Origin of the sequence: Ruania halotolerans (genome assembly GCF_021049285.1) — a bacterium.
Classification (GTDB): domain Bacteria; phylum Actinomycetota; class Actinomycetes; order Actinomycetales; family Beutenbergiaceae; genus Ruania; species Ruania halotolerans.
Window position 1 is genome coordinate 4,180,197 of record NZ_CP088017.1, and the last position, 26,289, is coordinate 4,206,485.

21 protein-coding genes are annotated in these 26,289 nt (G+C 68.0%); 14 read left to right on the forward strand and 7 right to left on the reverse strand.

Annotation, left to right across the window (positions count from 1 at the left end):
• Positions 1–116 precede the first annotated feature (116 nt).
• The 3 genes from LQF10_RS18930 to LQF10_RS18940 are packed head-to-tail and all read left to right on the forward strand — an operon-like array spanning position 117 to position 3,592.
• Positions 117–1,283, forward strand: a complete 1,167-nt coding sequence (locus LQF10_RS18930) for an ROK family transcriptional regulator (RefSeq protein ID WP_231065397.1) — start codon at positions 117–119, stop codon at positions 1,281–1,283.
• Positions 1,284–1,294: 11 nt separating this feature from the next.
• Positions 1,295–2,260, forward strand: coding sequence for an alpha/beta fold hydrolase (locus tag LQF10_RS18935; RefSeq protein ID WP_231065398.1), 966 nt, complete (start codon positions 1,295–1,297; stop codon positions 2,258–2,260).
• A 54-nt stretch (positions 2,261–2,314) separates the two neighbouring features.
• Positions 2,315–3,592 (forward strand): MFS transporter, encoded by a 1,278-nt coding sequence (locus tag LQF10_RS18940; protein ID WP_354002607.1) that lies wholly within the window; start codon positions 2,315–2,317, stop codon positions 3,590–3,592.
• Here LQF10_RS18940 and LQF10_RS18945 read toward each other — a convergent pair.
• Positions 3,546–4,274 (reverse strand): N-acetylmannosamine-6-phosphate 2-epimerase, encoded by a 729-nt coding sequence (locus LQF10_RS18945; protein ID WP_231065400.1) that lies wholly within the window; start codon positions 4,272–4,274, stop codon positions 3,546–3,548. The genes LQF10_RS18940 and LQF10_RS18945 overlap by 47 nt on opposite strands.
• Before the next feature lie 168 nt (positions 4,275–4,442).
• Here LQF10_RS18945 and LQF10_RS18950 point away from each other — a divergent pair, with 168 nt between their 5' ends.
• The 4 genes from LQF10_RS18950 to LQF10_RS19425 all read left to right on the forward strand — a co-directional run bounded on the left by LQF10_RS18950 (position 4,443) and on the right by LQF10_RS19425 (position 11,774).
• Positions 4,443–5,411: an ROK family protein gene (locus LQF10_RS18950; protein ID WP_231065401.1), complete on the forward strand. Its 969-nt coding sequence runs from the start codon at positions 4,443–4,445 to the stop codon at positions 5,409–5,411.
• Complete coding sequence (locus LQF10_RS18955; RefSeq protein ID WP_231065402.1) at positions 5,408–6,109, forward strand: GntR family transcriptional regulator; 702 nt, start codon at positions 5,408–5,410, stop codon at positions 6,107–6,109. Before LQF10_RS18950 ends, LQF10_RS18955 begins: the two co-directional genes overlap by 4 nt.
• A 36-nt stretch (positions 6,110–6,145) precedes the next feature.
• Positions 6,146–7,888: a pyruvate dehydrogenase gene (locus LQF10_RS18960; RefSeq protein WP_231065403.1), complete on the forward strand. Its 1,743-nt coding sequence runs from the start codon at positions 6,146–6,148 to the stop codon at positions 7,886–7,888.
• Between the two features lie 127 nt (positions 7,889–8,015).
• On the forward strand, positions 8,016–11,774 hold the full coding sequence (locus LQF10_RS19425) for an Ig-like domain repeat protein (RefSeq protein WP_290371123.1): 3,759 nt from the start codon (positions 8,016–8,018) through the stop codon (positions 11,772–11,774).
• Between the two features lie 61 nt (positions 11,775–11,835).
• Here LQF10_RS19425 and LQF10_RS18980 read toward each other — a convergent pair whose 3' ends face one another.
• Positions 11,836–12,846 (reverse strand): NAD-dependent epimerase/dehydratase family protein, encoded by a 1,011-nt coding sequence (locus tag LQF10_RS18980; protein ID WP_231065404.1) that lies wholly within the window; start codon positions 12,844–12,846, stop codon positions 11,836–11,838.
• A 154-nt stretch (positions 12,847–13,000) separates the two neighbouring features.
• On the opposite strand from LQF10_RS18980, the gene LQF10_RS18985 reads away from it, so the two are divergent.
• From LQF10_RS18985 to LQF10_RS19000, 4 genes are read left to right on the forward strand one after another with little or no spacing between them, the layout of a single operon-like run.
• Positions 13,001–13,960, forward strand: a complete 960-nt coding sequence (locus tag LQF10_RS18985) for a metal ABC transporter substrate-binding protein (protein WP_231065405.1) — start codon at positions 13,001–13,003, stop codon at positions 13,958–13,960.
• Positions 13,957–14,709 carry a metal ABC transporter ATP-binding protein gene (locus LQF10_RS18990; RefSeq protein WP_231065406.1) on the forward strand — a complete coding sequence of 251 codons (753 nt, stop codon included), beginning with the start codon at positions 13,957–13,959 and terminating at the stop codon, positions 14,707–14,709. The genes LQF10_RS18985 and LQF10_RS18990 overlap by 4 nt, the downstream gene beginning before the upstream one ends.
• Positions 14,706–15,641, forward strand: coding sequence for a metal ABC transporter permease (locus LQF10_RS18995; RefSeq protein WP_231065407.1), 936 nt, complete (start codon positions 14,706–14,708; stop codon positions 15,639–15,641). The genes LQF10_RS18990 and LQF10_RS18995 overlap by 4 nt, the downstream gene beginning before the upstream one ends.
• Entirely contained in the window at positions 15,638–16,534 is an 897-nt protein-coding gene (locus tag LQF10_RS19000) for a metal ABC transporter permease (protein WP_231065408.1), read from the forward strand. Before LQF10_RS18995 ends, LQF10_RS19000 begins: the two co-directional genes overlap by 4 nt.
• Here the strand turns inward: LQF10_RS19000 and LQF10_RS19005 are convergent.
• Positions 16,518–17,195 (reverse strand): metal-dependent transcriptional regulator, encoded by a 678-nt coding sequence (locus LQF10_RS19005; RefSeq protein WP_231065409.1) that lies wholly within the window; start codon positions 17,193–17,195, stop codon positions 16,518–16,520. The genes LQF10_RS19000 and LQF10_RS19005 overlap by 17 nt on opposite strands.
• Before the next feature lie 212 nt (positions 17,196–17,407).
• On the opposite strand from LQF10_RS19005, the gene LQF10_RS19010 reads away from it, so the two are divergent.
• A complete protein-coding gene (locus LQF10_RS19010) occupies positions 17,408–17,782 on the forward strand; it encodes a nitroreductase family deazaflavin-dependent oxidoreductase (protein ID WP_231065410.1) in 375 nt (124 codons plus the stop codon).
• 194 nt (positions 17,783–17,976) lie between these two features.
• On the opposite strand, the gene LQF10_RS19015 is transcribed toward LQF10_RS19010, so the two are convergent.
• From LQF10_RS19015 to LQF10_RS19025, 3 genes are all read right to left on the reverse strand, one after another.
• Entirely contained in the window at positions 17,977–18,912 is a 936-nt protein-coding gene (locus tag LQF10_RS19015) for a glycine betaine ABC transporter substrate-binding protein (RefSeq protein ID WP_231065411.1), read from the reverse strand.
• A gap of 61 nt (positions 18,913–18,973) precedes the next feature.
• Positions 18,974–19,900 (reverse strand): ABC transporter permease, encoded by a 927-nt coding sequence (locus LQF10_RS19020; RefSeq protein ID WP_231065412.1) that lies wholly within the window; start codon positions 19,898–19,900, stop codon positions 18,974–18,976.
• Positions 19,897–21,084 (reverse strand): quaternary amine ABC transporter ATP-binding protein, encoded by a 1,188-nt coding sequence (locus LQF10_RS19025; protein ID WP_435531416.1) that lies wholly within the window; start codon positions 21,082–21,084, stop codon positions 19,897–19,899. Before LQF10_RS19025 ends, LQF10_RS19020 begins: the two co-directional genes overlap by 4 nt.
• 243 nt (positions 21,085–21,327) lie before the next feature.
• Between LQF10_RS19025 and LQF10_RS19030 the strand changes: the two genes are divergently transcribed.
• A complete protein-coding gene (locus LQF10_RS19030; RefSeq protein ID WP_290371124.1) occupies positions 21,328–22,350 on the forward strand; it encodes an LLM class flavin-dependent oxidoreductase in 1,023 nt (340 codons plus the stop codon).
• A 98-nt stretch (positions 22,351–22,448) separates the two neighbouring features.
• Positions 22,449–23,990 (forward strand): alanine/glycine:cation symporter family protein, encoded by a 1,542-nt coding sequence (locus tag LQF10_RS19035; RefSeq protein ID WP_231065415.1) that lies wholly within the window; start codon positions 22,449–22,451, stop codon positions 23,988–23,990.
• Here LQF10_RS19035 and helR read toward each other — a convergent pair.
• Complete coding sequence (helR, locus tag LQF10_RS19040; RefSeq protein ID WP_435531417.1) at positions 23,987–26,134, reverse strand: RNA polymerase recycling motor ATPase HelR; 2,148 nt, start codon at positions 26,132–26,134, stop codon at positions 23,987–23,989. The two genes, LQF10_RS19035 and helR, sit on opposite strands and share 4 nt — an antisense overlap.
• Positions 26,135–26,289 lie beyond the last annotated feature (155 nt).

Below are 26,289 nucleotides of genomic sequence, written 5' to 3' on the forward strand. Positions count from 1 at the left end.
GGGGGAGTCTCCTCGTGCAGCGGGGGAATGGGAGCGAACAAGCCATGTGTAACAGGAATCACATGACATACGCAAGGATCATTCGTAAATGATCTTTCGTTTAGTAGGATGTGCCCGTGACTGTTGACATGGCCGAGCATGCGCGCGGGACTGGCCGCCTCCGGGTGCTCAACACCCGCCATGTGCTTGCCGCGATGCGGCGCGCCCACGATCCGGTGCGGATCTCCGAGCTGGCGCAGATGACCGCGCTGACGCGGCCGACCGTCTCGCACATCGTGGCCGCACTCGAGAGTCGCGGCTGGGTGCGTCGGCTCGAACCTGCCGGGAAGGCCGGTCGACCCGCTGTCCGCTACAGCGTGAGCCTCGACCGGTTCGCGGTGGTGGGCGCAGACGCCGGTGCGCACCGTGCGGTGGTGGAGGTCGCCACCTTGGACGGTGTACGCCGAGCAAGGCGAGAGCATCGCCGGCCCATCCAGTTGGGCGAGGACATGCTGACGGTGCTGAGTTCGATGATGGGCGAGGCACTGGCGGAGGCCGGCTTGGCCCGGGAGGCCGTGCTGGCGGCGACCGTCGCGAGCCCGGGCATCGTGGAAGAGCCCTCCGGAGGGATCGAGCTGCGCCCCGGGCTCGGCGCATGGACAGCGGCCGAGGTGATTGCTGCCCTCGCACCCTTGGTGAGTGGCCGCGTCGCGGTCGAGAATGACGCCAACCTGGCCGCACGAGCGATGCGCACCATGGCCCACATGCCTGAGGACTTCCTCAGCCTGCAGTGGGGGCAGCGCCTGGGTGCAGGAATCGTGCTCGACGGGCAGATCTTTCGCGGACGCCACGGCGGGGCCGGAGAGCTTGGCGCCCTCCTCGTCCAGGACCCGGCCACCGGAACGATGCGCCACCTCGAAGAAGTCGTCCGCTCCGACCGGCTCCCGCTGCACGGCGAGCTCGCGGAACTGAGGACGGAAGCGCTGATCAGCAGGGCAGGTGCCGGCGATCCCGTGGCCCAGCGCGCCCTGGCGCAGGGCATCGACCCGCTCGCTGCCGCGGTGGCTCCACTCTGCGTCGGGCTTGATTTACGTACTGTGGCCATCTCGGGCGGAATCGCACGCTCAGGCCCGGCGTTGGTGGCCGCTTTCCAGGAACGACTGGCAGCGCATGGAGCCATCGGTATCGACTGCCGGCTCTCCTCCTTTCGCGAGGACACCGTGTTGCGGGGGGCAGTGGGCACGGCCGTGGACAGCGGGTGGGAGACGCTGATGGTGGCGTGCGACCCAGACGCCGCCGGGTAGGGAGGACTCGCGTGTATCCGCGCACCACGGCGCACGATCACGGCCTGTTCACGGCCACGGACGGCCAGTCCGTCTACTGGGAGGAATCGGGCAACCCCCACGGTGTCCCCGCGCTCTATCTGCACGGCGGCCCGGGCGGTGGGCTGGGCTCACGGGGGTACGTCACGAAGTTCGACCCCGAGCGGTACCGCATCATCGGGCTGGACCAGCGGGGGTGCGGCCGGTCCGCTCCGCTCGCACACGAGGCGGCACACGATCTGGAGGCGAACACCACACCCCGCCTGATCGCCGACCTTGACGAGCTGCGGGAGCATCTCGGTATCGAGGCATGGGTGGTCAATGGGGTGTCCTGGGGCAGCACGCTCGCCATCGCCTATGCGCAGGCGCACCCGGGCCGGGTGCGAGGGATCGTGCTGTTCGCCGTCACGACGACCTCCCGCGCCGAGGTGGACTGGATCACCGAGGGGGTGGGGATGATCTTCCCGGAGGAATGGGACCGCTTCGCGGCCCACGCCGAACAGGCAGAGGCGACATACCGCCGTCGGGAAGGGCGCCTGGTGGAGGCCTACGCACGCCTGTTGCGCGACCCGATCACCCGCGATGCTGCCTCACTGGCGTGGGCACGCTGGGAGGACGTGCACGTCTCGGTCGGCACCGGCGGGTTCCGGCGAGATCCGCGCTGGGAGGACGAGGGCTTCCGGCACGCGTTCACGGTGCTCGCCAGCCACTACTGGGCGCACGACGGCTTCGCCGAGCCACCGCTCCTGGACCGGATGGACCGGATCGGGCACATCCCCGCGGTGCTGATCCACGGACGGCGGGACATCAGCGGACCTGTGCGCACCGCATGGGAGCTGCACCGACGCTGGCCCGCCAGTCGCCTCGTCATCGACGAGGGCGATGGGCATGGTGGGGCCGGGATGGTCGAGGAATGGGTCCGGGCCAACGACGAATTCGGCAGCCTCGCGCGATTCTGACCGTCTGGCTGGGAGTGGGGCAAGCGGGTTGAGGGCCTCCGGAAGCCCTCCGGCATGGGACCTCGCGAATCGCTCGAGCGAGACCCTCCTACGATCGAGTCCATGCCCTCATTGCGACGTCGTCGCTATTCGCTCTTTGCCCTCATCCTGATCGTTGGGGTCGGGTTGTCCTCCTGGGTCACCCGCACGCCAGCGATCCGGGACGCCGTCGAGGCCTCCACAGCGCAGATGGGCATGATCCTGTTCGGCCTCAGCGTCGGCTCGATGGCGGGCGTGATCAGCTCGGGGTGGTTCGTCCGCCGATGGGGTACCCGTCCGGTCATCGCCATCGGGACGGGGTGCGTCATCGCCGGAACGGCGCTGGTGGGGCTCGGGGCCCTCTGGTCGGCCGCGCCGGTCGTCTTCGCCGGCCTGCTGGTCTTCGGCATCGGCGGCGGGCTCGGGGAGATCGGCCTGAACATCTCCGGTGCCGAGCTGGAGCGGCTGCTCGGCCGGCCGGTGCTGCCGATCCTGCACGGCAGCTTCAGCCTGGGCACAGTGATCGGCGCGCTCGTGGGCATCGGGCTGACCGCGATCAACTTCTCCCCTGCCTGGCATCTGTTGCTCGCCGCGGCGGTGATGACTGGCCTGACCCTCTGGGCGTTGCCGGGAGTGGTGGCCGGAACCGGGATCGAGGTCTCCGTCCGTGCCCGGTCGAGCACCCCGACGGCGGCCCCTCGCCCCAGCGTGTGGCGTGACCGCCGGCTGGTCCTGATCGGGGTGGTCGTACTGGCGATGGCGTTCGCCGAGGGCTCCGCCAATGACTGGTTGCCGCTGCTCATGGTGGACGGTCACGACGTCTCTGCCACGAGCGGTTCGCTCGTTTTCGCCGGGTTCGCTGCCGCGATGACCGTGGGCCGCTTCCTGGGCGGCCCCGTGGTGGAACGCTTCGGGCGACCCGTGGTGCTGCGCCTGAGTGCAGTGTGCGCGATCGTGGGGATCGCCGTGGTGGTGTTCTCCCCCAGTGCGGTAATCGCCGGGGTGGCGGTGGTGCTGTGGGGGCTGGGAGCCTCGCTCGGCTTCCCGGTGGCGATCTCGGCGGCCGGAGACGATCCGGATCGTGCGTCCGAGCGGGTCAGTGCCGTGGCAACGTGCGGCTACCTGGCCTTCCTCGTCGGTCCGCCGCTGCTGGGGTTCGTCGGTGAGGAGGTCGGACTCCGGCTGGCGATGATGATCGTGATCGCGTTGCTCGTGATCGCTGCGTTCGCCGCCGGCGCCACCGGGCGCCGCGGCCGGCCGAGGGGCGCTACCGTCCCCCAGCAGTCGGGAGCGTCTCCCGGAACCACCGGGTGATGGACGCCGGGTGCGTAATCGCTGTTCCCACGCAGACGGCGAAGGCGCCACGCTCGAGCGCTTCTGCGGCCTGTTGCGGGGTCCGTACTCGCCCCTCTGCCACCACCGGAATGCGCACCTTTTCGACGATCTCCGTCACCAGCTCCAGGTCCGGGCCCTCGCACCTCGGCCGCTCACCGCTGTAGCCGGACAGGGTCGTGCTCACGAGGTCCGCGCCCGCATCCTGGGCTGCCACCGCATCGGCGACCGATCCGCAGTCGGCCATCACCAGTACGCCGGTCTCCGCCCGCAACTCGGTGATGGTCTCGGCAAGGGTGCGCCCGTCCGGCCGTGGCCGACGGGTGCCATCCAAGGCGACCACCTGCGCCCCAGCCTCGGCCACGGCGAGTGCGTGCCGCAGCGTGGGGGTGATGAACACCCCCTCAGTGCCGTCCTTCCACAGGCCGATGATCGGCACGTCCACCTGCCCGGCCACCGACCGGATGTCGTCGGTCCCTTGCAGCCGGAGCCCGGCGGCACCGCCGGCCACCACGGACAACGCCACCTGCGTCGTCGTGCGGGGATCCCGCATCGGTTCGCCAGGGTAGGCCTGACAGGAGACGATCAGTTCGCCCCGCAACCGCTCCCACACAGGAACGGATGCCCGCCGGTCGTCCGTACCGACCTGCCTGCGGTGCACCATCGTCAATCACTCCGTCTCACAGGGTCAGCGGCATCGCGCTCGCTGACCAATCACCATAGGGTTATCTATATACCCTAGGGTGTTGGCAGGACGATGACCACTATGGCGAGCAGTCCTCGCTGACCGGCGAGTGAACCGCGAGGGCAAGGGATGGGCAGAATGTCGCAGGTGAGTTCGGTCATCGGCGTCGACATCGGCGGTACGAAGACGGCCGCCGCAGTGGTCGGTCCTGATGGTCGGCTCGGTCGGTTGCACACCGCCCCCACCCGGGCAGCCGCCGGCCCCGATGCCGTACTCGATGGCGTGCGCAGGCTCGTCGCTGACGTCCGGCACGAGGCTGCACGCGATGGGTGGGGCGCACCGGGTGCCGTCGGAATCGCCACGGCTGGGATGGTCGACACCGGCTCCGGTGTGATCGCCGGGGCGAACGAGACCTTCCCCGGATGGCCGGGGACTCCCGTGAAGGCGAGGTTGACTCAGGACCTCGGCGTCGCCGTCACCGTGCTGAACGACGCCCGTGCCCATGCGATCGGTGAGGCGTGGGCCGGGGCAGCAGCCGGCGTGCCCAGCGCGCTCGTGGTGGCAATCGGCACCGGTGTCGGTGGCGCCGTAGTGTTCGACGGTCAGGTACTGGGCGGCGCCCATCATGCAGCAGGCGAGATGGGGCACATGCCGTCCGCCGGAGCGGGCGAGCTCCGCTGCCCGTGCGGACGAGTGGGGCATCTGGAGGCGGTGGCGTGCGGCCCGGCTATCGCCGAGCAGTTTCGGTTCCAGGATCCGGGCCGGCCCGCGGGGACCCCTGAGGTGCTCCGGTTGGCCGATGCCGGGAACGAGAACGCTGTTGCGGTGGTTCGCCGCGCGGGCACCGCGCTCGGGCAGGCGATCGCTGGGGTGGTCACCGTGGTCGACCCGCACGTGGTGGTGCTCGGCGGGGGTGTGGCGGGGGCTTCGGCGGTGTGGTGGGACGCCGTCTGCGAGACTCTGCGCACGGAGCTGGTTGCTCCCCTGCGGGACATCCCGGTACGGCTGTCCACGTTAGGTGGCAACGCTCCGTTGATCGGCGCCGCCCGCTCGGCATGGCGCGTCGTTGCGGGGGCCGACGACCTCCCGAACCGTGGCAGCAGGGAGGATCAGTGAAGAAGTACGACGCGATCGCGCGTGATCTGTCCACGATGATCGATGCCAAGCAGGCGGGCGACCGGATCCCGAGTGAGCAGGAACTCGCGGCCAGCTACGGGGTCTCGGCGATGACCGTGCGCCGCGCTCTGCAGATTCTCACCGAGGGCGGACGCATCGAGGGAATCCCGGGCCGGGGCACCTTCGTCCGTGAGCCGACCATGCGCAAGGCACTGACCTCTACCTCCTTCAGTGAGACGATGCGAGCGGCCGGTCGAGTCCCCTCGAGCCGGCTCCTCGAAGCATCGATCACCGCCGCGACCGACGCCGAGCGACGGGAACTGGACCTGGGTACCCAGGACTCGGTGCTGCACATCCGCCGGGTCCGGTACGGGGACGACGTGCCGCTGTGCGTGGAGCACACCCGACTGGCCGCCGATCGCTTTCCCGGGTTCCTCGGCCATGACCTCGAGGCATCGTTGTATGCCCTGCTGCGCACGAAGTACCGCACACAGATCCGGCGGGCACGGTTCGAGGTGGCCGCTACTCTGGTCGATGCCACCAGCGCCGAGCACCTCTCGATCGGCCAGGACGTGCCGTGCCTACTCACCACGACGGTGGGGCACGATCAGCACGGCGACCATGTGGAGTACACCACCTCGCTCTATCGCGGGGATGTGTATCGCCTCACCCTGGAAGCAGGCGAGCGCGACGCCTGAGCGGCGAGCCCGCCACTGCCGGGTTAGCGTCGAGAGATGAACGTCGCCGAACAGCTCGTCAGTCAGCTCCAGGCCGCAGGAGTGCGCCGCATCTACGGCATCGTCGGAGACAGCTTGAATCCGGTGGTCGATGCGGTGCGCCGCACCGGCGGTTCCGCCGAGGGTGGGATCGACTGGATCCACGTCCGGCACGAAGAGAGCGCCGCGTTCGCCGCCGCGGCCGATGCCCAGCTCACCGGAGAGCTCGCCGTGTGCGCCGGCTCGTGCGGGCCGGGAAACTTGCACCTGATCAACGGCCTCTATGACGCGAACCGCACTGGCGCGCCTGTGCTCGCGATCGCCAGTCACATCCCGTCCGCGCAGATCGGGCAGGGTTACTTCCAGGAGACCCACCCGGACCGGCTGTTCACCGAGTGTTCGGTCTACTCCGAACTCGTCAGCACCACCGACCAGGCGCCCCGGGTGGTGCACGCAGCCATCTCGCACGCCCTGGCCAAGCGAGGGGTCGCCGTCGTGACCCTGCCAGGTGACGTGGCCGACGAAGAGGCCACAGCTCAGGCCCCGACCTATACGCCGGTGCGGCACGGCATCCTGACGCCGGATGCCGCCTCCCTGCAGGCCCTCGCCGAGGCGATCGATGACGCGAAGAACGTGGCACTGTTCGTCGGCTACGGCGCGAAGGGCGCGCACGAATTGGTGGTGGACCTCGCCGAGAAGGTCAAGGCCCCCGTCGGGCACTCGCTGCGCGGGAAGGATCTGATCCAGTACGACAATCCCTACGACGTCGGGATGACGGGCCTGCTCGGGTACGGTGCCGCAGCCGCCGGGTTGGCGGACGCCGATCTGATCGTGCTGCTCGGTACCGATTTCCCCTATGACCAGTTCCTCCCGGATGTGCGCACCGCGCAGGTGGATCGCGACGCGGCCGTGATCGGACGTCGCACCGAGGTCCAGATCCCGGTGCACGGGGACGTGACCGCCACACTTGAGGCGCTGCTACCCAAGATCGCGACCAAGAAGAGCCGCCGCTTCCTGGACAAGATGCTCGACAAGCACGACCGGCTGATGAACAAGTCCGTGGGTGCGTACACCAAGGACGTCGAGCACCTGCGGCCGATTCATCCCGAGTACGCCGCCTCCATCCTGGATCAGGTGGCCGCCGAGGACGCGATCATCACCGCGGATACCGGGATGGGGAACGTGTGGACGGCGCGGTACATCAACCCGAACGGGCGCCGTGACCTGATCGGCTCGTTCAAGCACGGGTCAATGGCGAACGCGATGCCCCAGGCGCTCGGCGCCCAGCTCGCCTTCCCGGAACGCCAGGTGATCGCCGTGGCCGGCGACGGTGGCCTGTCGATGCTGCTCGGTGATCTGCTCACCGCGGTGATGTATGAGCTGCCGATCACGGTGGTGGTGTTCAACAACTCCACGCTGGGGATGGTCAAACTGGAGATGCTCGTGGACAAGCTGCCCGACCACGGCGTCGACGTGCCCGAGGTGGACTACGCCGCGATCGGTGCGGCGATGGGGCTGCAGACGCAGCGGGTGGACGACCCGGCCGAGTTGCGCAGTGCCTTCGAGACGGCGCTGACCCACCGCGGCCCCTCGCTGGTGGACGTGGTGACCGACCCGAACGCCCTGTCGATCCCGCCCAAGATCACGAAGGATCAGGTGTTCGGGTTCGCGACGGCGCTCAGCAAGATCGTGCTGAACGGCGGAGCCGGAGAGGCGGTGTCGATGGCACGGTCGAACTTGCGGAATATCCCGCGCGGGTAGACCTTCCTCAGACAGCAACAGGGCACCGTGACCTGATCGTTACATCCGGTCGTTGTGGGTGCGTACAAGAACCCGATAGACATAACCCGGGTGTGGCGACTGGGCTGCATCGTGACCCGGGGGTCTCATGTCTGTCAGCACCGCGCCTGCGCGCGCCGGCGCGTCGTTCACGCGCATCATCTCCAGCGCCGTCGTCGCGTTCCTCGTCCTGGTGGGGGTGGTCGCGATTGCGGCTCCCGCGCAGGCGGCTACTCCGGTGGCGTACGGCGACACGTATGGCTCCCCGATCAGCACGCCGATCAACGTCCCGGCGCCGGGAGTGATGAGCAACGACGTCGCCGCGGCCGGCTACGAGGTGATGGTGGTCGAGGAAGAACTCTGGCCCGACTCGGTCCTCACCGTCAACGCGGACGGTTCGTTCACCCTCGACCCACGCCCGGGTTCGGCGGGTGAGCAGTACTTCTCGTACTGTCTCGCTGCCGGTGGCACGTGCGTGTCGAACACGGAGCGGGCCTACCTCTACGTCGGCCAGCCGTACCTGTACTCGCAGTCCTACCAGACGCTCGAAGGTCAGGCGCTGAGCGTGCCGGCCTCCGAGGGCCTCCTCCTGGACTCCGGCAACATCACGGATGAACCCCTGGCGGTCTTCGCCACCACGGGCGGCTCCCTGAACTGGTCAGCGGACGGTTCGTTCACCTTCACGCCCGACGCAGAATTCACTGGCCGGGCAACGTTCGTCTACTGCGTGCTGACCGGGCAGGGCGGGTGCAAGAGCGCACCCGTCACCGGCTCAGTCGCCGTCTACCCGGCGCTGAGCGACCAGTCCTTCTCCGTCGAGCAGGACGCCTCCTATGACGGCACGCTCTATCCGGCCGCGTCCGGCGGGATCAGTTATGTCGGTCTGGTGACGGCTTCGCCCGCAAACGGCAGCCTGGACATCACCAACAGCGGTGCCTTCACCTACACCCCTGACTCCGGCTACGCCGGCCCGGACTCCTTCTCCTACTGCCTGAGCATCGACGGGGCCGCGTGCATCAGCGGCACCTCCCCGGTCACCGCCACGGTCACCGTGACACCGGCAGAGATCAGCACCACCATCGCACTCACTGGCCCGGCCTCAACCCGCTATGGCAGCCCGGTGGTGCTGGAGGCCACGGTGTCGCCAGCGCCCGGCAGCGGCACCGTCACCTTCCGCGAGGGCGGGCAGACCGTGAGCGGCTGCGGCGCCGTCCACGTGACTGGCGGCACGGCCATCTGCACCCCCTCGACGCCACTGCCCGGAGAGCACACCTACGTCGCCGACTACAACGGCGCCGGCCTCTACCAGGCATCGACCAGCTCACCGCACACTGTCGACGTGGTTCGGGCGCTCAGCACCACCACGCTCACCGTCGACGACGACACCCCCGTCTGGGGCGAGTCGGTCATGTTCACCGCCACGGTGCCTGACGGCGCCACCGGCACCGTGGCGTTCGCCACGGACGAGGGTGCCCTCCCCGGCTGCGGGTCGGTGGTCCTCAGCGATGGCACAGCCAACTGCTCTGCCGCCTTCGACGTCGGCGAGCACGACGTCACTGCCACCTACTCCGGTGACGCCACCTTCGACAGTTCCTCGGACACGATCGCGATCGAGGCCCTGCGCCGCACCACCACCCTCGAATTCACCGGTCCGCAGAGCGGCACCGTCGGTGAACCCCTGGCGGTCAGCGCACTACTCACCAGCGACGCCGATCCCCTCGAGGGGATCGAGGTCTCCTTCACCCTCGCAGGCAGTTCCGCTGCGGACTGCACCGCCCTCACCGGCGACGACGGCCTCGCCACGTGCGAACTGACGGTGCCGTCCGCCGGCGCGGTATCGGTCGAGATCTCCCACGAAGGCACCGGTTACTACCTGCCGAACTCGGTCACCGAGGAGTTGCAGGTCGGCACCGCCTCGACGACCACCACCCTCACCGGTACCGAGGAGATCGTCGTCGGAGGCATGGCGAGCCTCACCGCGACCGTGAGCCCGACCGACGGCGAGGGCACCGTGACCTTCACCGCGGGTGCGGACGCCATCGAGGGCTGCGAGGAGATCGCGCTGGCCGACGTCGAGGGTGCCTGGACGGCCGAGTGCACCACGGCCACCCTGCCGGTCGGCGAGAACGAGATCGTCGCCACCTACAGCGGCACCTCGAATTACCTCACCTCCTCCGACACCGCGACGGTTGAGGTGCTCCGCGCCCCCGCCACCCTCACCTACACCGGCGATGTCACCGGCGTGGTCGGCGAGCCGCTTGTCGCTTCCGCGGACTTCGACGCTGCATTCGGTGGTCTCGCACCCGCCCTGGAGGGCTTTGAGGTCACGTTCACCTTCGACGGGGAGACGTGCACGGGTACGACGATCTCCCCCGGCAGCGCCGAGTGCACGTTCACCCCGACGGCGGCCCAGACCTCTCCCGTCTCCGTCTCCTTCGCGGGAACGACCGACATCACCCCGGCGCAGACCTCCGAGCCGGTGACCATCGCGGCCGCCCCCACCACGACCGAGGTCACCGGCCCGGACGCCGGCGAGTTCACCGAACCGCTGACCTTCACCGCCCAGGTCGCGCCGACCGTCGGCGCCGGCACCGTCACCTTCACCGCCGGTGAGGAGGTGATCGATGGCTGCGAGGAGATCGCGCTGGCCGACGTCGAGGGCACGTGGGCGGCCGAGTGCACGACAGCGACACTGCCTGTCGGCGAGAGCATGGTGACCGCGTCCTACTCCGGGACTGCCGACTACGAGCCCTCCGAAGGCTCGACGCAGGTCACGGTGGCGCCCGCACCGACCGCCCTGGCGCTCGAGGCGCCCGAGACGGTCACCGTGGGTGAGCAGGTGACCCTCACGGGCACCCTCATCAACGCGGTCGACGGAGCCGTGCTAGCAGGCGCTGCGCTCACCTTCACCTGGTCCGGTGAGGAGTGCCTCGCCACCACCGACGCCGATGGCGTGGCCACGTGCGCGTTCGACGCCGTCGCCGTCGCCCAGTCCGGTGACGTCCAGGTCGCCTACGCCGGGACGGATGACTTCGAGTCCTCCTCCGCCTCCGCCGGTGTCGAGGTGCTGCCCGCAGCGACCGCGACGACTCTCACCGCGAGCCCAGCGGGCGCCTTCCCGGCACCGGTGACGCTTTCCGCCACGGTCAGCCCGACCGACGGCGCGGGTACGGTCACCTTCACCGCCGGTGGTGAGCCAATCGCGGAGTGTGCCGAGGTCGCGCTCACCGAGACCGACGAAGGCTGGACGGCGACCTGTGAGGTCACACCCCTGACCGCAGGTGAGCAGGAGTACGGCGCCGAGTTCTCCGGCACCGATGACTACCTGCCGTCCTCGGCCGCCACGACTGCCGACGTGGACAAGACCGCCACGACGCTCGCGGCCCTGGGTCCGGATGAGGCCACCGAGGGCGAGCCGGTCACGGTCAGCGTGCTGCTCACCGCTCCGACCGGGGAGGGCGCACCCACCGGTGACCGGGCCCGGTTCGGGGTGCCCACGGAGATCATCGGTGGTGGCGACGCCGCGGATGTCGACTTGTCCGGGCAGGAGGTCGCTTTCACCCTCGGCGACCAGACCTGCACCGGCGTCACTGATGCCGACGGGCGCGCGGAGTGCGAGATCACGCCGTTCGAGGTGGGCACCGTGGACCTGGTGGCCACCTTCGCAGGGACCGACGATCTGGCCGCCTCGAGCAGCGCGGTGAGCCTCGTGGTCTCCGAAGCACCCACCAACCCGGCCGGCCCGCCGGCACATTCCGACGGTGACGACCTCCCCGCCACCGGCATCGCGCCAGCCGCTGCCGCCCTGGCCATCGGCGTCCTGCTGCTACTCGGAACCGTGCTGACGGTCCGCGCCCGGCAGGTGTGATCTCCCCGCGGGAGAGTGGGAGCGCCCCTCTCCCGCGGGTGTAGCCGAGAGGCCAACGCGATCAGCGCAGGCGGGTGAGTGCACTGAGGAGGTCCTCGGTGTGCCGGTCGGCCATTTCGACGATCCGATCCTCAGCGAGGCTCGCCGCCGTCAGCTCCGGCGGCGTCTGCGGCGCGCCCAGGACGTGCGGCATCGCCTGGATCGTCTCGGCGAGCATCGACGCCAGCGTGGCCGACGGTTCGTGACCGAGAACCCGCACAGCCTTCGCGCAGCTGTAGGGCCGGTGAAACCGGAACGGGTTCGCGATCCCCGCCTGCGCGATCACCGCGCCGGGAACGGAGACTGTGCGCAGGGGAACGCCGAGCAGGTCGGCGATCGTCGCGAAGTAGTGCCATTGCGTGGTGATCTGCGCTCCGACGGCGTTGAACACCTCGCCGTCGGCCGCCGGGTTGTCCATCGTGGCCAGGACCCAGGCGGCCACATCGACGGCGTGTACCGGTGTGGTCACCCCACGGCCGCCGTCGATCAGGGCGATCGGCAGCCCGGCGCGCAGCCGGGCGACGACGTGTTCCGTGCGACCCCACAAACCCGCGGTGCCGTAACCGCGGCCGAGCATGTGACTCGGCCGGATCACCGTTGCCCGGGGCCCGAGACCATCCAGGACGGTCCGTTCGGCCTCGGCTTTGCCCGCGGCGTAGTCAGAGGCGGGTGCGGGCGGGCGGGTCTCGGAGACCGGGGCCGCGCCGATGTCAGCGCCGTAGACATCGACCGAGCTGATCATGACCACACGCCGTGCGGCTCCGAACAGGTCGACCAACTGGCGGGCATGGGCGGGCGTGAAGCAGATGGCGTCCATGACGGCCTCTGGAGCGAACGCCTTCAATTCGCCCTCGTAGGCCTGCAGATTCTGGCGGTCGGCGCGCAGGAAGGTCAGTCGATCGGCATCCGCCGCCCGTTCCGCGAGCTGTCGCTGGCCGCGCGTGAGAACCATGACCTCATCGCCGCGTTCGAGGCAGGCTTGTGTTACACGGGAGGCGAACGCGCCCGTGCCGCCGAGAATCACCGTTCGCATCCGAGGATCTCCTTCACTGTGAACACCTGAGATCCATCATGGCGCACACCTGCACCGGCATCGACGGCGAGGTGCACTTGCGGAGTGAGGCGGAGCCAGGTTATAACTTCGATACGCCGAAGTTTCGTCTTCACACCGCCGAGGAGGGTATCTGATGCCGATCGCCACGGCCCAGCTGGGAACTCCCATGGGGCTCGTCGTCGCCGGTGCCACCCTTGTTCTCGCCCTCACGGGCTGCGGGACAGCCGCTGGTTCGGACCGGGAGAACGATCCTCTGACCGTCTATGCCACCACCGGCTACCTGGCGGACGCCGTCGCGAACATCGCCCCTGAGGCCGAGGTGACCACGATGGTCGGACCGGGCGGGGATCCGCACACCTATCAGCCGTCCACCCGGGACATCCAGACGATCCAGTCCGCCGATGTCGTGTTCTGGAACGGTCTGCACCTGGAAGCGCAGATGATCGACCAACTGAGCAGCCTTGGCGAGCGGCAGCTTGCCGTCGGGGACCTCCTCCCGGAGGACCTGCTGCTCGCGTGGCCGGACACCGACGCCGACGGGAACGCGCTGCACGATCCGCACGTCTGGAACAGTCCGGACGCCTGGATCCTGGTGGTCGGCTACGTGGCCGACAAGCTTGCCGAACTCGACCCCGACCATGCCCAGGAGTACCAGGGCAACGCCGAGGAGTACGCAGGCCAGATCGAGGCGGCCGCCACGGAGGTGGAAGATCTCTTGGCCGGCGTTCCCGAGCCGCGCATCCTGATCACCGGACATGACGCGTTCGCCTACTTCGGGCACGTGTATGACCTGGACGTGCGTGCGACCGACTTCATCTCCACCACGGCGCAGCTCAGTCCCGAGGAGCTCAGCGAGCTGGCAGATCTGATCGTCGAGAACCAGGTGCCGGTGATCTTCCAGGACAACCAGGCCAATCCCCAGGCGATCACCAGCCTGCAAGAGGCCACGGCGTCCCGTGGCTGGCAGGTCCAGATCTCCGGTGCAGAGCTCTACGCCGACTCCCTCGGCGCCGACGAGGATGTGGACACCTATCTGGAGGTGTTCACCCACAACGCCCGCGCCGTGGCCGACGCGCTCGTGGAGGACCAGTGAGTGACCTGCCGACGGCATGCCGCACCCGTGGGCTGAGCGTGGCCTACGGGGCAGAACCCGTGCTGCGCAACGTGGATCTGGAGGTTCCAGCCGGAGTGGTGATGGGCATCGTGGGCCCGAACGGGGCGGGGAAGTCCACGCTGATCAAGGCGATGCTCGGCCTGGTCCGCCCGTTGACTGGCACGGCGGAGTTCTTCGACCGGCCGCTGGCGCGCGTGCGCCGCCGGGTGGGCTATATGCCCCAGTCCACCAGCGTGGACTGGGATTTCCCGACGACGGTGCTGGACGTGGTCACGATGGGCACCTATGGCCGGCTCGGTTGGCTACGCCGCCCGGGGGCCGCCGAACGTGACCAGGCCTTCGCGGCGCTCGAGCAGGCCGGGATCGCCGAGCTCGCCGAGCGGCAGATCGGTGAACTCTCCGGTGGGCAGCGCCAACGCACCTTCCTGGCCCGCACCCTGGTGCAGGCACCCGACCTGCTCCTCATGGACGAGCCGTTCCAGGGGGTGGATGCGCGAAGCCAACATGCGATCGTGGCGGTGCTGCACTCACTGCGGGAGCAGGGCCGCACCGTGGTGCTCGTCCATCACGACCTGGCGACGGTGCGCGACTACTGCGATCACGTCACCCTGCTGAACCAGCGGGTGGTGGCCTCCGGACCGGCCGAAGAGTCGTTCACCCGGGAGAACGTCCGGATCGCCTACGAGGTGAGCGGGACGGGCGAGGCCTTCACCGAACTGATCTCATGAGCCTGCTGGAGTTCTTCGGCGACCACACCTACCGGATGGTGTTCGCCGGCACGGCGATCATCGGGTTGGTGGCGGGCGCTTTGGGCTCCTTCGCTTACCTACGCAAGCAATCCCTGATCAGCGATGTGATCTCGCACGCCGCACTCCCCGGAACCCTCGTGGCCTTCTTGGCCTCCGTCGTCGTGCTGGGCGCGGATGGGCGGAACATGATCGGACTGATCATCGGCGCAGTCGTGGTGGGCACTCTCGCGGTGCTTGGCGCGAACGGCATCGCCCGCACCACGAAGATCCGGATCGACACCGCGATGGCCATCTCGCTGACGGTGTTCTTCGGGATCGGGATGTTGCTGCTGCGGGTGATCGCGAACGGGACCTATCCGGGCAAGGGCGGCATCCAGGACTACCTGTTCGGCAACGCCTCCGTGATCACCTTCGCCGACCTGATCACGAGCGGAGGTGTGGGCGTGATCGCACTGACGCTGATGGTGGTGTTCTGGAAGGAGTTCGCGCTGCGGACATTCGATCCGGACCATGCGAGTGTGCTCGGCTTCCGTGCGCCGGTGATCGACACCCTGATGTTCACCACCATCGTGATCGCCACCGTGGTCGGAGTCAAGGCGGTCGGCTTGGTGTTGATGGTCGCATTCGTGATCACGCCCCCAGCGGCCGCGCGGCAATGGACCCGGACCCTGCCGGGCATGGTGTGCCTGTCCGCGGCGATCGGTGCCATCGGTAGCGGGTTCGGGGCGTATCTGTCGATCGCGCTCGGGAACGTGCCGACCGGGCCCTTGATCGTGCTCACTCTGTTCGCGATCTTCCTGGTCTCGATCCTCGTCGCTCCGCGGCGCAGCGTGCTGATGCGCTCTCTGGCGCAACGTCGCGCCCGAGCGGCGCTGCGGCGGGAACTGCTCACCGAAGCAGGTGCCGGATGAGCTTCGCGGTCGGGGTGCTCTTGCTCGCGGTGGTGACCGCCGTCGCCTGCGGGCTGCCCGGGGTGTTCGTGGTGCTTCGGCGCAGCTCCATGCTGGTGGACGCGATCGGCCATGCCGTACTGCCCGGGATCGTGGTGGGGTATGCGCTCACCCAGAACCTCGATTCCCCGCTGCTGATCGTTGGGGCCGCGCTCGCGGGGCTGCTCGTGGCGGGAGGAGCGGAGTGGCTCGGCCGCACGGGCCTGCTCACCGGGGATGCGCCGCAGGGCCTGGTCTTCCCGGCCCTGTTCAGTGTGGGCGTGATCATGGTGACGCTGAACTTCGCAAATGTGCACCTAGACACCCACGCCGTGCTCGTCGGCGACCTCAACCTGGCCGCGTTCGAGCACCTGATCATCGGCGGCCTCTCGCTCGGGCCCACCTATCTCTATGTGATGCTCGCGGTGCTGGCAGGCAATGCCGCCTTCATCGCCGCCCTGTATCCGCAGCTGAAGGCAACCACCTTCGATCCGCAGTTCGCCGCCGCGCTCGGGATCCGCACCGGCTGGATCAACACCGCGTTCATGTTCACCGTCTCGCTCACCGTCACTGCCGCATTCCATGCGGCCGGTGCGATCCTGGTGCTGGCGTTGGTGATCATCCCGCCCGCGACGGCTCATTTGCTGAGTCGCCGCCTACCGGTGCTGCTCGGGCTCACCGCAGTCATCGCCGCTGGCGGGGCCGCGGGCGGCTTCGGCATCGCGTACGTACTCGACGCCGCCACCAGCGCCGGGATGGCCGTCTTCTACGGGGCGATCTTCGCTGCCGTGCTGGCTGTGGTGAAGTGGCGCGAGCGCCGCCGGCACAGCGAACGTCGTCAGCGCGGGCAGGAACGCCTCAGCGTGCGGGCGTGACCCAGACGGCGTCTGTAGCGGACCGTCCCAACGGAACCGCGCGTTCGCCGTCGGGCAGGAGCACATCGATCGAGTCCGAGTAGGGCGGACCGGGGCGCAGTTCAAGCACGGAGCCCACGCCCACCGTGTGCTCGGCGAAGAACTGCAGCAGCGCCGGGTCGTCGTCCGAGATCCGCTCCACCTGCACTCGAGCGCCCGGTTCCACCGAAGACAGGGCGACGGCGTCCGGCATCTCGATCGTGCCGTCCGCAGTGGGGATGGGATCACCGTGGGGGTCCCGCGCGGGGTGGCCCAGGTGAGCATCGATACGTTCCACCATGAAGTCCGAGACGGCGTGCTCGAGCGTTTCGGCCTCATCGTGCACCTGGTCCCAGGTGTAGCCGAGCACCTGAACGAGGAAGGACTCGATCAAGCGGTGCCGGCGCACCATCGCCAACGCGTGCGTGCGGCCCTGCGCAGTGAGCGTGATCGCCCCGTACGGTGCGTGCTCCAGCAGGCCCTGGTCGGTGAGCTTGCGGACGGCATCGGAGACGGTGGACAGCTTCACGCCTGCACGTGCGGCAATGCTCGACGGCGTGGTCGGTTCGTCGGACCACTCCTGGAGCGCCCAGATCGCCTTGAGATAGTTCTGCGCGCTCGCTGAGAGCTGGGAGACGGACATGGGAAGACGGTAACAAACACGAATGTTTGCCACCGACGAAGTCCCCATCACGGTCCTCCGACCCGGGTCGCCTAGCGCTCGCCTGTTGACAGCCCCTCTCCCGACGCGACAAACTTACTACGTAAGGCGCGTAGTCCTGGCGCCTAGGTAGCGAAGGTTCTATCCCGCCACCACGTTGCGCCAGGTCCGGCGCTCAGACGAAGGAGACGCTCATGCCGATGCCGCTGTGGTGGGGTCACATCAACAAGCGTGTGTTCAATCGACGCGCCGTCGAGAGCGGAAAGTGGCCGGTGCTGATCCACACCGGTCGCAGCTCCGGAACGACGTACCGCACACCTCTGGACGCCTTCGAGGTGGACGGCGGCTACCTCTTCGTCCTGGTGTATGGATCGGGTGCGGACTGGGTGCGCAACGTTCGGGCGGCCGGGACTGCTCGGCTGCAGATCGACGGCAAGGAGATGGGGCTCGGTGCCCCGCGGCTGGTCGACGAGGACGAGGCGTTCAGGGCGCTGCCGGCGGATGCGTCCCGCCCGCCGCGGTTCTTGCACATCACCGAGTTCCTTCGGATGGATCTTGTCAGCGGCTGAGGAGGCCGCGCACTCCCGGAAGCTGACTACGTCGACGGCTATGCGTCGAGCTGGGACAGCATTCCGCGCACGGTGACGTATTCCAGTCGCCACGGTCAACCCTGGGTTCGCCGCGCAGACAGGGGTACGGCAGAACGACGCTGGGCCGGCCAACCGAAATGGTTGACCGGCCCAGCGCGTGGTTCAGGTGGAGATCACTCTCCGGGGGTACCCACCAGGTCCGGGTACTCCTCAAGCCACGCGGAGACGCCCGCGGCCGGCTCGCCCTCGTGGACGTTCACCACGGAGTCCTCGAGCGCGCCGTACTGCGCGTCGTCAAGCTCGATGCCGCCGATCCACTCGGCGACCTCCGGGTGCTCCTCGGAGAAGCCCTCGGTGGCGAGGAAGTGCAGCGCCTCGGCTTCACCGAGTGCACCTTCCGGGTCCTCCAGGTCGCGGACGCCGTACTCGGCGTTCGCCCAGAACGGACGCCACAAGGTGACGACGATCTCCTCTTCGGCCTGGATAGCACTGTCGAGTTCGGCGATCATGGCCGACGTGGAGGAGGTAGACAGGGAGAAGCCTGCCTCGTCCAGACCGTAGGTTGGGATGACGCTGTCCTGACTGGCCTCAGTCAGGCCGGCCCCGGGCTCAATCCCGACAATCTGACCGTCGAGTTCATCAACGTAGTCGGGCAGGTCGGCAATCGAGGTGATCTCGCTGTACTCCGGCACCGCCCAGGTCAGCTTGGCGTTGGGGTAGTAGGCGCCGAGATCCTCAATGCTGTCGCCGTACTCCTCCATATAGGTGGCGTGCGTGACTTCGGGCCACGCGGATGGGTAGATGTCTACGTCACCCTGGGCGAGCGCGGTGTAGAGCACGCCGGCCTCGTTCAGCTCTTCGTGCTCGACCGTATAGCCGGCCTCTTCGAGCTTGTTCTCGAGCAGGTAGGCCGTGCTCAGACCGTCAGTCCACGACGGGATATAGCCGAGGGTGATGGTGCCGAGGTCGTCACCGGTGTCTTCACCGCTGCCGCCTGTCGTGCCGCCGTCGCTGTCACCGCTATCACCGCACGCGGCGAGCGAGAGGCCAACGGCCGCGGTCGCGACGACTGCCGTGACCCGGCCACGACCTAGTAGTGAGTTTCGCATGTGATCTCCTTGGTTTCGACTACAAGTACTCGGTTTCGATCTCAACGGTGGCGTTAGCCCGTCACACTCCGGCCCCAGGGGCTGGCCGATACGACTTCGCTGCTGCTAATTCAGCCTTCGCCGTCTGTCGGCGACGCCACGCGGCGCTCAGAGATCCCTCGGTCGGTTGACCGATGGCGCCGGTCAGGCGGTCCAGGAAGATGGCGAGGAATACGATGGCCAGTCCAGCTTCAAACCCGAGCGCGACGTCCACCGTTGCCAGCGCAGAGGTCACGATCTTTCCTAGTCCGGGGGCGCCAACGAAACCGGCCATCACGGCCATGGACAGCCCCAGCATGATTACCTGATTGACGCCGGCCATGATGGTCGGCAATCCAAGGGGCAGTTGGATACCGCGCAGGATCTGGCTCGAGGTTCCACCGAACGCGTGGCCGGCTTCGACCGTCTCGGAGTCGACCTGCCGGATGCCCAGTTCGGTGAGTCGCACTCCCGGCGCCATGGCGAAGACGATCGTCGCGACCACACCAGGGGCGAACCCGATGCTGAAGAAGATCACCACGGGCACCAGGTACACCAGTGCGGGCATCGTCTGCATGAAGTCGAGCACGGGCCGCACCACAGCGCTGACCGTGTCGTTCCGGGCAGCGAGGATCCCCACCGGGATGGCAATGATGATCGCCACAATCGTCGCCACAATCACCATGGCCAGCGTCTGCATCGCCGGTTCCCAGAGCTCCATGCTGACGATCAGAGCCATACTGAGCAGGACGAAAACAGCGAACTTCACCGACCGCACCCATGCCGCTAGCAGCGCGAAGAGCACGACCATCACGAGCGACGGGAGCATCATCAGGACGTCGGTGAGACCTTCAGAAAGCGAATTGAATGTGTCGCTGATGCCGTCCAGGAGACCGGGGAGGTTCAGTCTGACCCAGTCGACCGCGGAATCGGCGAACTCACCGAGCGGAACGTGCGGCATGGAGCTCATCGGGGGCCTCCCATAGCCGTCTCGAGTGCAGGATCGGGTCCGTCGTCGGACGGTTCCGTGTCCGGTTCGGTGTCGGTCTCGGGAATCGCAAGCGCGCTGAGCAGCGTGACGCGCGGAAGAACTCCCTGCAGCACGCCGGCGTCATTCACCACAGCCAGCGGCGCACGGGTGGCGGCCGCGTGCTGGAACAGTTCAGCGAGTGGGTCGTCAACGCCCACCTGCGCCACGCCGTCACGTTGGAGCGGCAACGTCTCGGTGCCCTGCCGAACGGCAACGGCCACGTCGTCTTCCCAGACCACTCCCTGCACGCGGCGGTCCCTACTGACCACCAGCAGCGCCGACGTCTGGTGCTCCCGCATCAGCCGGTGCGCCGCCTTCGGGCCCGTACCAGGACCGATCACAGCCACGGGCCGCTCCATCACGGCGCCAGCGGTGAGTACTCGGGCGCGGTCCACATCTGCAACGAACTGGGAGACGTAATCGGTGGCGGGCTCGTTCAGGATCTCCTCGGCCGTGCCGACCTGGACGATGCGACCGTCGCGCATCATCGCGATCCGATCACCCAGCCGCATGGCCTCGTTCAGATCGTGGGTGATGAACAGGATGGTCTTGCCGAGCTCGGACTGGAGTTCGAGGAGTTGATCCTGCATCTCCTTGCGGATCAACGGGTCGAGCGCGCTGAACGCCTCGTCCATCAGCATGACGTCGGTTCCGGCAGCAAGTGCGCGGGCAAGTCCCACGCGCTGGCGCATCCCCCCGGAGAGTTGATCAGGCAGGAAGCCTCCCCACCCGTCGAGGCCGACCATGCCAAGAGCTTCGTCGGCCTGCTTCTGCCGATCGGCCTTGTTCACTCCGCGCAGCTCAAGAGCGTAGGCGGCGTTCTCGCCCACGGTCCGGTGCGGCAGCAAGGCGAAGTGCTGGAAGACCATGCTCACCTTGTTGCGGCGAACCTCACGCAAGCCGCTCTTGGACAGGTGGGTAATGTCCTCGCCGTCGATTTTCATCGATCCGCCGGTCGGCTCGAGGAGCCCGTTGACCATGCGAATGAGCGTGGATTTGCCGGAACCGGACAGACCCATCACGACGAAAATCTCGCCGGGGCTCACCTCGAAATCGGCGTCGATGACCGCCGCCGTGAGTCCCTCTTTCGTGAGCTGCTCTCGGGAGGCGCCCTCGCGGAGCATGGGTAGACCTCGCTCGGGACGGCGCCCAAAGATCTTTGTCAGGCCGGATGCCTCAATGGCTGGCACGGTGCTCCCAGGTCGGGTTCGCGGGCAATCACCGGGCGGCTGGAACGCCCCCGGCGGCATGTCGGTCGGAGCCCGTCACGGGCCACACGTGTTCACACGACGTTTCTTGAGTCTGCCTTACGTCTATCCGTGCAGCGCGCCGCGTTACCGAATCGATATGTCCCAGCGGGGGTACGTGTGGCTGGCGTCACGATCTACCGCTCGCTTCTCCACGCCCCCATCGGCCTCCGATTCGCTACGTTCGCACCTATGACAACCTCTCCCATGACCGGTGTGATGCTCCCCCGCGATCTGGATGCCTCGACCGTTCGAACGTTCGCTCGCCGCTCGGAGGAACTGGGGTTCGCCGAGCTGTGGGTGGTGGAGGATCTCGGCTTCCGGGGCGGAATCGCCCAAGCCACGCTCGCACTCTCGGCCACCGAGACGATCAGGGTGGGTCTGGGCATCCTTCCAGCCGGTGCCCGGAACGTGGCATTCGCGGCCATGGAACTGGCGAGCCTGGCTCAGCTCTTTCCCGGCCGGCTCGATGCCGGAATCGGCCACGGTATGCCGGATTGGATGCGCTCCGTCGGTGCGTGGCCGGATCGACCACTGACGGCGTTGACCGCCTACACCCAAGGGTTGCGCGAGATGCTGGCGGGCCGCCCGCTTCCGGGAGCCGAGTCCGTGGTGCTCGATCCGAGTTCCGTCCCTGCCCACGCTCCGGACCTGCTCCTCGGAGTGCGCGGGCCGAAATCGTTGGCCGTCAGCGGCCGCATCGCCGATGGCACCGTACTGGCCGAACCGTGCGCCCCTGCCTACGTGCGGGCCGCCATCGATCAGATCGCGGCCGGCAGGCCGCACCGCGTGGTGGCGTACAACGTGGCGAGCGTGCACGAGGACTACGCGACCGCCGTCGGCAATGCCCGGCCTTCCCTGGCTGCCATCGGCGAACCGGACTGGGCGCCACATATTGCTCCGCTGGATTTCGCTGAGGAGTTCGCGCAGCTGCGCAGGCGCTGCAGCTCCCCGCAGGAGTTCGCGAGCGCGATGCCCGCACCATGGGTTCACGAACTCGCTCTCGCGGGAACTCCGGATCAGGTACGCGCCCGGTTGATCGAGCTGGGAGAGGTTGGCGTCACGAGCAATGTGCTCATTCCTGCCGGCATTGACCTCCGCGATCCGCTACCAGCGTTGGAGTCCCTCGCCCTAGTGCTCTGAGGAGGGATTTCAGAATCACATTCCTTACATGAAAGTCGCCCGCCCGCAACACCCGGTGTGCCACAGTGCATCCACCTCATGGAGAACGGGAGACCACGGTGGATCTGCTCGGCAGCATCAGCAACGTCATCTGGAGCAACGTCTTCGTCTATCTCTGCCTGGGAACGGGACTGTACTTCTCACTCCGGTCGCGGTTCGTCCAACTCCGGCAGGTGCCGGAGATGGTGCGACTGATGATCAAGGGTGAGAAGTCACCTTCTGGTGTCTCCTCCTTCCAGGCCCTGACGATCTCCTTGGCCGGCCGTGTGGGCACCGGCAATATCGCCGGGGTCGCCACCGCGATCGCCTTCGGAGGGCCCGGTGCATTGTTCTGGATGTGGGTGATGGCATTCCTGGGCGCATCCACCTCGTTCGTCGAGTGCACTCTCGGCCAGATCTACAAGACCCGCGACCCTCTGACAGGCGAATACCGCGGCGGGCCCGCGTATTACCTCAGTCGCGCGTACCGGCACACCCGCGCCGCCCCCGCGTTGAAGGTCTACGGGCTGATCTTCGCCATCGTCACGGTGATTGCCATGGGCACATTGCTCCCGGGCGTGCAGTCGAACTCCATGGCGATGGCAATGCACAACGCCTGGCAGATCCCCACCTGGGCAGTGGGCGCCGGCCTGATCATCGTGCTCGCGTTCATCATCATCGGCGGAATCAAGCGGATCGCGAACTTCGCCTCCGTGGTGGTTCCGTTCATGGCGGTGCTCTACATCATCGCCGCACTCGTCGCAGTCTTCGTGAACGCCGACGCGATCCCAGGCGTGATCAGCCTGATCATCTCCAGCGCTTTCGGAGCGGATGCCGCCTTCGGCGCCATCATCGGCAGTGCCGTGCTGTGGGGCGTCAAGCGCGGCATCTACTCCAACGAGGCCGGGCAGGGTTCCGGGCCACATGCCGCCGCTGCCGCTGAGGTCTCTCACCCGGCGAAGCAGGGTTTGGTGCAGTCCTTTGCGGTGTATATCGACACATTGCTCGTCTGCTCGGCCACCGGGTTCCTGATCCTGTCCACCGGTGCCTACCGGGTGTTCGAGGGGGAGAGCGCCGATGGTGCCGTCCTCGCTGACCCGGGCGTTCTCGACGCCGGCGTCGAAGTGGGTCCCACCTACTCCCAGGCGGCCTTCGACACCGTCTTCACCGGGGCCGGCGCCACGTTCATCGCGATTTCGCTGCTGTTCTTCTGCCTCACCACCCTGATCGCGTACTACTACATGGCCGAGACGAACCTGCGGTACGTGCTCGGGACGGCGGCCAAGCGGGTGGTGGCTGGTATCCCTCTGGGCGCGCTCGCCACCCGGATACTGCAGGCCGCGGCGCTGGCTGCCGCGTTCATCGGCTGCGTGAGTACGGCCGAGGAGGCCTGGATCGCCGGCGACATCGGGGTGGGGCTGATGGCGTGGCTGAACGTGGTGGGAATCCTGCTCCTGCAGGGTCCGGCGTTCAAGGCCCTGCGGGATTACGAGCGACAGAAGCGAGACGGGCTCGATCCACTCTTCGACCCCGTCCCGCTCGGGATCGTCGGTGCGGATCTGTGGGAGACCCGCGATCCGGAGACCGGGATGGAACGGGTCAGCGGCGCTACCGCGCCTTAGCTGAGCACCACCAGCTCCCGCGTGGTGCGGGTCATCGCCACGTACCGATCCACGGCCCCTTCGATCCCGTCTCCGAAAGCGTCGGGATCGACCAGCACGACCAGGTCGAACTCCAGACCCTTGGCGAGTTCCGCCGTCAGGGACTGCACCCGCTCGCGTGGGGCGAAGGTGGGATCGCCGATCACGCACGCGACGCCGTCGGGGTTCTCGGCGAGCCACGCCTGGAGCACCGCCTCCCGCTCGGCACGATTCCCGTGGCGCACGCCGATGCCGCTGCTGCGGATGGAGGTCGGCACATTCGCATCGGGTAATGCGGCACGGATCACCGGTTCGGCCTCAGCCATCACTTCCGACGGCGTCCGGTAGTTGATGCCCAGCGTCGCCTGGGTGATCCGGTGCAGGCCCACCCGCTCGAGTCGCTCGGTCCAGGTCTCGGTGAATCCGTGCCGGGCCTGCGCGCGGTCACCGACGATGGTGAAACTTCCCGAGGGGCAGCGGGCGAGCAGCATCTGCCATTCGGCATCGGTGAGCTCCTGTGCCTCGTCCACCACGATGTGCGCGAACGGTCCGGCGAGCCGGTCCGGGGTCGCGCGCGGGAGACCGGAATCATCCACGAGCGCATTGCGCAGATCCTCTCCCCGGAGCATCTGCATGACCTGCAGGTCGGAGTCATCGGTCTCCATCAGGTGCTCGACCACGTTCGACATCTCCTCCCGGTCGGCCTCGATCGTGGCCTGCCGGCGCCGCCGGCGGCTGGACTCCTCGGCGTCGCCGAGCAGGCGGCGGGCAGCATCGAGCAGGGGCAGATCACTCACCGTCCACGCGTCCGGAACGGCGCGCTGCAGCTGCCGGATCTCTTCGCGGGTGAGCCATGGGGCGCACAGGCGCAGGAACGCAGGCACGGTCCACAGGTCACCGATCAGATCGGTCGGGGAGAGCATCGGCCAGGAGCGGACCATCTCCTCGCGCAGCTCGTGATGCTGGGTGAGGGAACGGCGCAGTTGATCGGCCGGGACCTCGTCGTCGTGTTTGTCGATCAGGATGTCCAGCAGTGCCTCCCAGACGTCGTCACGGGCCTCGTTGTGGGGGGCGTGCGGGTCGGCGGCGCTGAACGCCTCAGCCCAGTCCTGCGGTGTCAGCCGCACGACTGTCCACGGTGTTCTCACGGTGAACGGTTCTGTGGGCGGCTCCTGGTACCAGCGGATGCCGGTGGTCACCGCCTTGATCATCCGGGCGTCGGCCTTGAGCCGGGCGACCCCGAGGTCCGGTTCGGGTGCCGCATCGGAGCCCTCGGGGATGAGGTGGCGCAGCGTGCAGGTGGCCACGCCTTCTTCGCCGAGGCTGGGGAGCACATCGCTGACGTAGTGCAGGTAGGGCTGGTGCGGGCCGACGACGAGTACCCCGCCCCGCCCTTCACCGAGCCGTGGGTCGGAGTAGAGCAGGTAGGCGGCGCGGTGCAGGGCCACCACGGTCTTGCCCGTGCCGGGGCCGCCGTCGACGACGAGCCCGCCCTGTGAGGAGGCGCGGATGATGGCATTCTGGTCGGCCTGGAGGGTGCCGAGCACGTCGCGCATCTTGGCTGACCGACTGGTACCGAGGCTCGCGATGAAGGAGGACTGGTCGTCCAGCGCGGCGTGCCCTTCGAGGGCCGCCAAGTCCGAGCTGCTGAACACCTCGTCCCAGTAGTCGGTGATCCGGCCACGCGACCAGCGGTACCGGCGGCGGCTCGCGATGCCCATCGGATCGGCATGGGTGGCGCCGAAGAACGGTTCGGCCGCAGGTGAGCGCCAGTCCACGAGCAGACGGCGGCCGGTGGCGTCGGTCAGGCCGAGGCGGCCTACGTAGGTGGTCTCCCCGCCGTCGGAGACCATCCGGCCGAGCACCAGGTCCAGGCCGAATCGGCGGATGGTGCGTAGGCGCGAGGTGAGCCGGTGGATGTTCAGATCGCGTTCCAGGGCATCCTGGCCACCCCCGCCCGGCTGTTTGCGCAGAGTGTCGATGCGGTCGGAGAGGTCAGCGATCTGATTCTCGACGGTGGCGGCGAGGGTGGCGAAGTACTGGTCGTCGGCCTCGATGAGGGCCGGGTCGGCCTTGGCGGCGAGGGATTCGGGGAGGTGAAAGGCGGTGAGCGGGGACGGGATCACAGGGCGGCTCCGAGGTGGCGAACGGACCCGGTCGGGCGGGTACGAGCGACGATTCTCGCCCCCATGGGGGCCCTTGCCGCAAGGCCCCCCATGAGATATACCTTGGAAGAGGCAAGGGAAACCGCACAGTTCGCGAGTGATCCGCCTCAGGCGCC

Coding starts and splice junctions, on each gene's coding strand:
- LQF10_RS19015 (WP_231065411.1), bottom strand. CDS start 18,912: ATGCGAAACTCACTACTAGGTCGTGGCCGGGTCACGGCAGTCGTCGCG.
- LQF10_RS19010 (WP_231065410.1), top strand. CDS start 17,408: ATGCCGATGCCGCTGTGGTGGGGTCACATCAACAAGCGTGTGTTCAAT.
- LQF10_RS19425 (WP_290371123.1), top strand. CDS start 8,016: ATGTCTGTCAGCACCGCGCCTGCGCGCGCCGGCGCGTCGTTCACGCGC.
- LQF10_RS19005 (WP_231065409.1), bottom strand. CDS start 17,195: ATGTCCGTCTCCCAGCTCTCAGCGAGCGCGCAGAACTATCTCAAGGCG.
- LQF10_RS19025 (WP_435531416.1), bottom strand. CDS start 21,084: ATGCTCCGCGAGGGCGCCTCCCGAGAGCAGCTCACGAAAGAGGGACTC.
- LQF10_RS19000 (WP_231065408.1), top strand. CDS start 15,638: ATGAGCTTCGCGGTCGGGGTGCTCTTGCTCGCGGTGGTGACCGCCGTC.
- LQF10_RS18985 (WP_231065405.1), top strand. CDS start 13,001: ATGCCGATCGCCACGGCCCAGCTGGGAACTCCCATGGGGCTCGTCGTC.
- LQF10_RS19020 (WP_231065412.1), bottom strand. CDS start 19,900: ATGAGCTCCATGCCGCACGTTCCGCTCGGTGAGTTCGCCGATTCCGCG.
- LQF10_RS18980 (WP_231065404.1), bottom strand. CDS start 12,846: ATGCGAACGGTGATTCTCGGCGGCACGGGCGCGTTCGCCTCCCGTGTA.
- LQF10_RS18945 (WP_231065400.1), bottom strand. CDS start 4,274: ATGGTGCACCGCAGGCAGGTCGGTACGGACGACCGGCGGGCATCCGTT.
- LQF10_RS18995 (WP_231065407.1), top strand. CDS start 14,706: ATGAGCCTGCTGGAGTTCTTCGGCGACCACACCTACCGGATGGTGTTC.
- LQF10_RS18960 (WP_231065403.1), top strand. CDS start 6,146: ATGAACGTCGCCGAACAGCTCGTCAGTCAGCTCCAGGCCGCAGGAGTG.
- LQF10_RS18940 (WP_354002607.1), top strand. CDS start 2,315: ATGGGACCTCGCGAATCGCTCGAGCGAGACCCTCCTACGATCGAGTCC.